Genomic DNA, 6848 nt, shown 5'->3' on the forward strand with positions numbered 1-6848 from the left:
TAGCATAGCACATTTTTATCCGTTTTTCCATTGTAAAGTGTCACCTTGCGGCTGTTATCTCAAAATCTTGTTACTCGTCACTCCATTCTCAGTAATGCTGCACAATTTCCTTTCATCATCTTATAGTAAACCGGGATCAGAAGTGCACAGGCTCCGATCCACGCCATTGGGCTGGCAATACATACAGATGTATATCCAATGATTCCGGAAAGACCTACTGTTGCAGCGATTCGCATAACCAATTCAATCATACATGCAGCAAAAGGTGCTTTGCCATTCTGCATGCTCTGGATGGATGTACGGTATACTGCCAGCAGCCCAAGCACAAAGTAAAAGGGAGCTACAATCGTCAGATACATATCTGAATAGTGATAGATTTCTTTTGTGGGATCTGAGAGAAACATTCTTACAATCGGATGTCTCAGCAGCAGAATTCCAATACACATGATCAGGTTAAATGCTTCTGTCTGGATCAGGCAGGCGCGCACGCCCTGACGGATACGGTCCCATCTGCCTGCACCAAAGTTCTGAGCCACATAGTTGGAAATTGCGGTCATCATTGCATTGTTTACCAGTACAGAAAGCTGATCTGCTTTCGATGCTGCGGTATATCCTGCAACTGCTGCAGTACCCAGTGAGTTTACCACTGCCTGCATGGCAAGCTGTCCGATACACATGACAGACATCTGGAATCCCATAGGAAATCCAGTCTTCAGGTGCAGGACTGCCGTGTCTTTTAAATCTGTAAAATCTTCTCTGTGCAGATGCAGAATCGGAAAATTCTTCAGTCCTACAACCAGACTCAGCGCTGCGGAAAGGAACTGTGACAGAATAGTCGCCCATGCAGCACCAGCCACCCTCATATGAAACGGTACAATAAACAGAATATCAAGAAAAATATTTAATACAGATGAAAATACCAGGAAATACAATGGTGTTTTACTGTCTCCCAATGCGCGGAGCATATTTGAGATCATATTATAAAAAACGGTAGCACCTGTGCCAAGCAAAACTACAAACATATAGTCATATGCTTCACCGGAAATGTCAGCAGGAATCTGCATCCAACGCAGGATCTGGTGTGAAAGCAGACAGCAGATTAATGTCAGCACTACTGTAAAGACAATACTCAGAAGTGTGGAAACCGCAACGCTCTTGCGCATTCCTTTTTCATCCTTTGCCCCGCATTTCTGTCCCAGACAGATACCAAATCCACCTGTGAATCCATTGATAAAACAGAATACAAAATAAATAATAATACTGGTGGAACCTACTGCTGCCAGGGAGTCTGCTCCCAGCGTTTTTCCTACGATCACAGAGTCCGCCAGTGTATAAAAAAGCTGAAACAGATTTCCCAGAATTACAGGAATCGCAAATTTCAGCAGTGACCGGAACGGATTGCCTGTAGTCAGATCCATCTCTTTTGATCTTGCCATGTTTCTTACTCCTCTCCTTGCACGATGTGCATACCAACGTTATAATTGTGGTTAAAATAAGCATTGTAAATGAATATATCCTGTGATAAATTGTCAGATCGTATTGATGCTCATGCTTCTGTGAGCAATTCATCACAGCGTACATATAATAAAATCGGAGAACTGTAATATGGCTATGCGTAAAATTCTTGTAGATGAAACCAACCGCGAACTTTGTGAACATGGAACTGTCGGTTTTCCCATGACCGTTAATCATGATGACCTGTGGGCATTTGAGGGAAAAAGTGTCCCTATCCACTGGCACAATGATCTGGAGATCAGTCTTCCCAGAGAAGGAGAAGCTATCTATCAGGTGTATCAGAAAAGCTACACTGTAAGACCTGGAGATGTTCTTCTTCTGAACCGTAATGTACCTCATAGCTGTCATTCACCTAATAACAGTCATGCCAGATACAGTACCTTTCTGGCACGTCCGGATTTCATATACGGCGAATACGGAAGTGATGTGGAACGCAGATGTTTTCGCCCTTTTCTCCAGAATTCTTCTGTTCCCTGCATCCTTCTTACTTCCGGAAACTCATGTACCCAGACTGTGATTCAAAAGCTCAATGAAACAGAAGACCTCTTTGATCAGAAGACCTTCTGTTATGAATTGAAAATCAAGGGGCTTCTCTGTGAAATTTTCGGTATGATTCTCTGCGAACACCAGAATGATCTTGCAAAATTTATTCCGGCCAACCAGCTGGAACTGGAAAGGCTGGAACAAATGCTAGATTATCTTAATACGCATTTTGAATCTGTAATCTCTCTGCAGGAACTGGCAGACCAGATTCATCTGTCCAGAGAGGTCTGCTGCCGCCTGTTCAAAAAAATGACCGGCAAGACAATTACCGGCTATCTGGAAGAATATCGTGTCAACCAAAGTCTGCCTCTGGTTCAGAGCTGCCAGTATTCTATGATCCAGATTGCAGATATGACAGGCTTCAGCAATGCCAGCCGTTTTGCCCGGGCATTCCACAGACAATTCGGATGCAATCCCGGTGAATACAATTCTCTTAAGCTGCAAAAGTGCTAGAGCGTGTCTGAAAAATGCTTTCTGCAAGATGTGCGTCACAATTTGTGGGATATTTTGCCCGGATGAGGGCGCCGTAGCGGGCTACGGCAACTGAATTCGGGTGAAATATCCCGCAAAGTGGGGCGTGCAGATTGCGGGAATGATTTTTCAGACACGCTCTAACCTGTATCTGTTCTTTTATATGGTTATCCTTCTGCCGCATGGATATTATATTAGAATTCTATATCAGAAACCATTCCGGAATTGATTTACATGATACAGATATTGACTTTTTCAGACCTATTATTTTCCAAAAAAGAACAGCCCCTCTGACTTATTATACGTCAATGAGACTGTTCTTTTTATTATTCGGGGGCAATCCGATATTCGTAATCGAAGCCAGGGACTTACTTGATTTGGTTACATCCCAAGTGTGTCATTTACCAGAATCACATGGATTCTGTCTTTATGTCTGGAATATCTGGTGATCAGGAACTGACAGCAGATGGTATCCGGGGATTTGCAGTCAAAGCATTTTCCGGTTTCCTTACATGGAGTTTTGATATCAAATCTCTGTGCATTAGCTGTAGCTGCTACATTTCTGGCACGCTTCATTGCGCTGTCAAGATCCGGACAGACTTTGTTTATACCTACAATAAAGATTACTTTTTTCGGGCCCTGGGCAATGCAGGATACACGGTTGGAATTGCCATCAATATTGACAAGAACACCATCATCTGTGACTGCATTGGCACTGGATAAAAAGAAATCTGCATCATAGGCTGCCATAAGTCCCTCACGAGGTTCAAGCTTTGCGCGGTCAATATAATTATAATCTCCATCCTGCAAAGCTTTGACCAGACCGATCTCATGTGCACTCATGCATCCGCCCATGGCGATTGTGCTTCCGTTTGGGATTAGTTCCAGGGCCTGCTTTAATGCTGCTTCTTTATCTTGTGCATAATACCCGGACATATTGCGGGATTCCAGTCCCTTGATCACTGTTTTTGCCAAAAGTTCGTTCCTTTTTTTCATATTTGCATCCATTGTTGTATCCTCCCTCTGATAAGATTTAACATTCCACTTCTCAGTTCGTGATTTACATAATAAGACACAAATTACATAACTGTAAACCTGTGTGTCTCGTAAACTATTATATCAGATATTTATTTTGCAGAAAATCATTTAATCTGAATTTTTATTTTCTGCTTCAGGATTTATTCATAATTGTTATCTGGTAAGTTGTGATATTTTCTGATAAAATAGGCATATAAAGGAGGACAGACGGAAATCCTTACAAATGATAAAAGCCAAAAGAACAGCCGAAAACATTTTCAAAACACGAATGAGGACTATACTTAACGAATAAGGGAGTACCTTATGGCAAACGCTAAACACGAAGATGCTGTTATGAAGATGGGCTTCGACTATTTTCGGAATACGATTCTTAAGACTCTGGGAATTGATTACCAGTATGAAGAAATCGGACCAACAGAGCTGGTGGAACTGACAATTCAGTCTTTGTATATGGACTTTACCTTTCTGACTACGGGTGGTTTCTATATACATACAGAGTTTCAGACTACAGATAAAAAAGAAGCGGATTTGCGAAGATTCCATGCATATGATGCAGTATATTCCAACAAGACAGGGAAGAAAGTTATTACTTACGTCATTTATTCCGGAGGGATTACGAATGTGAAATCTGAACTGGACTGTGGATTATATACTTACAGAGTGCAACCGATTTATCTGAAAGACAAGAATGCAGATGAAGTATTCCGGAAATTAAAGCAGAAGCAGGATAACGGTGAAGCTTTTACGGAAGATGATTACGCAGCTCTTTCCCTGACACCATTGATGTCCGGAAAAATGAGCCGCAAGGATATGTTTAAAGAAGCTATTCGTCTGGCAAAGACCAATATTGAGCTGAGTGCTGAAAAGACAACCGCCATGTTGTATACACTGGCTGACAAATTCTTAGATAGGGCTGAGTTAAACGAGATTAAGGAGGTAATCAGAATGACCAGACTTGGACAGATGTTAATGGATGAGGGAATGGAACTTAAAGAAACCGACTCCATTAAAAAACTTATGAAAAATATGAACTTGACCATTGATCAGGCAATGAACGCTTTGGAAGTTCCGGAAGATAAACGTGAAAAATATCGCAAGGCAATCATTCCTGACGATTAACAGATAAAAGTACCGCCATATTGACTTATTATAGGTCAATGTGGCGGTATTTTTCATCTTATCTGTATTGTAAAATTATCTCCTATTGGTATTGCTGAGTCTATAGGGCTTTCGCCTCCATCATATACATAGACTGTGGATTCTTCGTAGATATCATCAGAGGAATCCTTATCCATTTTTTCTTCAGACACCTGATGCGCTGTGTCGTTTTTTACTTCATATAATTGTAATGTGATTGTGTTTGCTTCCGGAGCGATTTCTTCGTATCCGGGATATAGACCTATCGTTTGCCGGAACATAGTTTCCTGACCATTTCTTCCTGTTTCCTGATAGCAGATTTTGTTTCCCTGATCGTCTGTTCCAATCAGATAATAATCACTGTCAATATATACTGTTCCATGATACATTCCGTAAATTGTACTTTCAAATGGATTCCATCTGAATTCTGTGAGATTCAGGACATTGGAATCCATTTTAATATTCTGATTCAGATTTAAATCCACAGTGTTTTTTTCCAGCTCTTCTTTTGATGTTTTAAGTTTAAATGTATAAGGTTCTGTATCAGCCTGTGTTTTCTGAACATTTTCCCATGTATCAGCATCGTCCATTGCAATCGGCCAGACTTTAAACTCTATGTTTACAGTTCCCTCAGTGTTGACTTCTTTTCCGATTGTGAAATCTTCCACTGTTATTGGATTTTCTGAGAAAGCATTAACTGTTCTTTGGCCTAAGCCCTGCTGAATTTCCTGACCGTTAATGCATACTTCTGTATATAAAAGTTTGTCTTCCACCGCATCCTTCATATCTGCGTCTGAATCTTCGCTGTCGGAATACGCAATCCATAAATTTTTGCTGTCCATCACAATCTCATTTAATGTTATGGTGATTCCATCTCTTGAAATGCTTTTTCCTACAACATTTGTATAAGAATCGGTATCACCGTTCTTAATTCCCAATGCCTGTCCGATCCATGAAGTTACTCTCTGTAATGCTGCTTTTACATCTTCCTGATATCTTAATGTGCATCCAACCATAATAAGCAATATGATCCCGGCGACTGCTGTTTTCCAACTCCTTTGTATATGGAAAAAACGATGCTGTTTTTTCCATGGTCTGGAAGCTTCGTAAATATATTTATCATCCAGATCACCAATCAGTTCTAATGTCTTAAATCCTTTTTCCATATAAATGCTTCACCCTTTCCCATAGTTTTTTTCTGCTTCGATAGAGGCTGGATTTGATTCTGCTTTCTGAAATTCCATGACGGGCTGAAATTTCGCTGATGCTGTCCATATACCAGTAGCGTCGTATAAAAATGTCACAATCACCTTTTTTCAGGGATTCCAGGAATTTTTCAAGGATTTCCAGAATCTCTTTTCTCTGGATTTCATCATTCAAAGAATATGCTGTTACATCCTCTATCTCTTCCAGTTCTTTACATAATTCTAATATGTGCTCTGTTGACCGTTTTGCAGCTTTTTTCCTGCGAAAACAGTCAATTGCCAGGTTTCGGGTTATTTTTCCAAGAAAAGCAGACAGAATTGCCGGTTTTCTGGGTGGTATGGAACTCCATGCAGCCAACCATGTATCATTGACGCATTCATCGGAGTCTTCCTTATCATACAGAATATTCCAGGCAATACTGAAGCAGTACTTGCTATACTTTTCTTCGGTCGCCTGTATGGCTTTTTCTGATCTGTCAAAATACAGATTGATAATTACTGTATCTTCCACTTTTTTCACCTCACGTTTCTTTTATTTGCCTTCATAAGATAAGACGGATTTTGAATGGTAAAGTTGCAGTTTTAATAAAAATAATTTTCTTTTTCCAGAGTAAATAATACACTGTCGAAAAGTCAACCTGTCTTTTCAAAATTTCGACTGGAGAAATGGAGTGTATTCTGATAAAATAGGCATATAAAGGAGGACAAACGTAAATCCTTACAAATGATAAAAGACAAAAGAACAGCCGAAGACATTTTCAAGGCACGAATGAGGACTATACTTAACAAATAGGGGAGTACCTAACCGATTTATCTGAAAGATAAGAATGCAGATGAAGTATTCCGGAAATTAAAGCAGAAGCAGGATAACGGTGAAGCTTTTAGAGGGTGTAAAAATTCTTGTGTCTATGGAAAGTAAATCTTTCTGATAAGAAATAG

At 40.2% G+C, this 6848-nt stretch carries 6 protein-coding genes and 2 pseudogenes; 3 read left to right on the forward strand and 5 right to left on the reverse strand.

Translation table 11 applies throughout. The annotated features are described in order from the left end of the window. Positions 1-77: 77 nt before the first annotated feature. Positions 78-1436, reverse strand: coding sequence for an MATE family efflux transporter (locus LJE12_RS10375; RefSeq protein ID WP_227226922.1), 1359 nt, complete (start codon positions 1434-1436; stop codon positions 78-80). A gap of 169 nt (positions 1437-1605) precedes the next feature. Between LJE12_RS10375 and LJE12_RS10380 the strand changes: the two genes are divergently transcribed. Beyond that, positions 1606-2511, forward strand: a complete 906-nt coding sequence (locus tag LJE12_RS10380) for an AraC family transcriptional regulator (RefSeq protein ID WP_227226923.1) — start codon at positions 1606-1608, stop codon at positions 2509-2511. On the opposite strand, the pseudogene LJE12_RS20655 reads toward LJE12_RS10380, so the two are convergent. Further along, positions 2492-2602: pseudogene (locus tag LJE12_RS20655) on the reverse strand (DUF6783 domain-containing protein); the annotation flags it as partial. The gene LJE12_RS10380 and the pseudogene LJE12_RS20655 sit on opposite strands and share 20 nt — an antisense overlap. On the opposite strand from LJE12_RS20655, the pseudogene LJE12_RS20660 reads away from it, so the two are divergent. Next, positions 2561-2758 (forward strand): annotated as a pseudogene (locus tag LJE12_RS20660) (DUF6783 domain-containing protein). The pseudogenes LJE12_RS20655 and LJE12_RS20660 overlap by 42 nt on opposite strands. 152 nt (positions 2759-2910) lie before the next feature. On the opposite strand, the gene LJE12_RS10385 reads toward LJE12_RS20660, so the two are convergent. Beyond that, positions 2911-3537 (reverse strand): lactate utilization protein, encoded by a 627-nt coding sequence (locus LJE12_RS10385; protein ID WP_118138016.1) that lies wholly within the window; start codon positions 3535-3537, stop codon positions 2911-2913. Positions 3538-3870: 333 nt separating this feature from the next. On the opposite strand from LJE12_RS10385, the gene LJE12_RS10390 reads away from it, so the two are divergent. Next, a complete protein-coding gene (locus LJE12_RS10390; protein ID WP_227226924.1) occupies positions 3871-4686 on the forward strand; it encodes a hypothetical protein in 816 nt (271 codons plus the stop codon). A 53-nt stretch (positions 4687-4739) separates the two neighbouring features. Here the strand turns inward: LJE12_RS10390 and LJE12_RS10395 are convergent, their stop codons facing one another. Together LJE12_RS10395 and LJE12_RS10400 are read right to left on the reverse strand one after the other, a co-directional pair. Next, entirely contained in the window at positions 4740-5870 is a 1131-nt protein-coding gene (locus tag LJE12_RS10395) for a DUF4179 domain-containing protein (RefSeq protein WP_227226925.1), read from the reverse strand. Beyond that, positions 5854-6420 carry an RNA polymerase sigma factor gene (locus tag LJE12_RS10400; protein ID WP_196049319.1) on the reverse strand — a complete coding sequence of 189 codons (567 nt, stop codon included), beginning with the start codon at positions 6418-6420 and terminating at the stop codon, positions 5854-5856. Before LJE12_RS10400 ends, LJE12_RS10395 begins: the two co-directional genes overlap by 17 nt. Positions 6421-6848 lie beyond the last annotated feature (428 nt).

Source organism: Blautia sp. DFI.6.71, assembly GCF_020593585.1.
GTDB lineage: Bacteria > Bacillota > Clostridia > Lachnospirales > Lachnospiraceae > Blautia_A > Blautia_A wexlerae.

What these genes read in the sequence shown, in the direction of transcription:
- LJE12_RS10375 (WP_227226922.1), bottom strand. Translation starts at nt 1,436, where the DNA reads ATGGCAAGATCAAAAGAGATGGATCTGACTACAGGCAATCCGTTCCGG.
- LJE12_RS10395 (WP_227226925.1), bottom strand. Translation starts at nt 5,870, where the DNA reads ATGGAAAAAGGATTTAAGACATTAGAACTGATTGGTGATCTGGATGAT.
- LJE12_RS10380 (WP_227226923.1), top strand. Translation starts at nt 1,606, where the DNA reads ATGGCTATGCGTAAAATTCTTGTAGATGAAACCAACCGCGAACTTTGT.
- LJE12_RS10385 (WP_118138016.1), bottom strand. Translation starts at nt 3,537, where the DNA reads ATGGATGCAAATATGAAAAAAAGGAACGAACTTTTGGCAAAAACAGTG.
- LJE12_RS10390 (WP_227226924.1), top strand. Translation starts at nt 3,871, where the DNA reads ATGGCAAACGCTAAACACGAAGATGCTGTTATGAAGATGGGCTTCGAC.